This window comes from Lelliottia sp. GFLA7, from assembly GCF_056490165.1.
Map to the genome: position 1 here is coordinate 1 of NZ_JBWLAQ010000072.1, position 456 is coordinate 456.

At 68.9% G+C, this 456-nt stretch carries 1 protein-coding gene; it reads left to right on the plus strand.

Annotated elements, in window-relative coordinates; all coding sequences use genetic code 11:
• Positions 1 to 456 (plus strand): AAA family ATPase (locus tag AC07RN_RS21200; protein ID WP_478337251.1); only part of this gene is annotated, 456 nt, incomplete at both ends.

The window sequence follows — 456 nt, forward strand, 5'->3', positions numbered from 1 at the left end:
GTGAGGTGTTCGCCGATCTCGCCGAACTCGACGAGGTGGTGCTGTTCATCGACGAGGTCGAGGAGATCGCCAGTGCCCGAACCGGTCTCCCGACCAACCCCGCGCACGGGGTCACCAACGAACTGCTCAAGCTGATCCCAGCGTTCCGCGAATCCGAACGACGCCTGATGGTGTGCGCGACCAACTCGGTGCACTCGCTCGACTCGGCGTTCCTGCGTCCCGGACGCTTCGACTACGTGATCCCCGTCGGGCCGCCCGACGCCCCCGCGCGCCGCGCGGTGTGGCGGCGGTACCTCGGCGAATCGGCCGAGCACGTCGACGTCGACCGACTCGTCGACGCCAGCGAACTGTTCACACCCGCGGACATCGAATTCGCGTCCCGCAAGGGGTCCCAGGCCGCCTTCGAACGCGAGGTGTCGGAGCGGACGGGCCGGCCGGCGACCACGGACGACTACC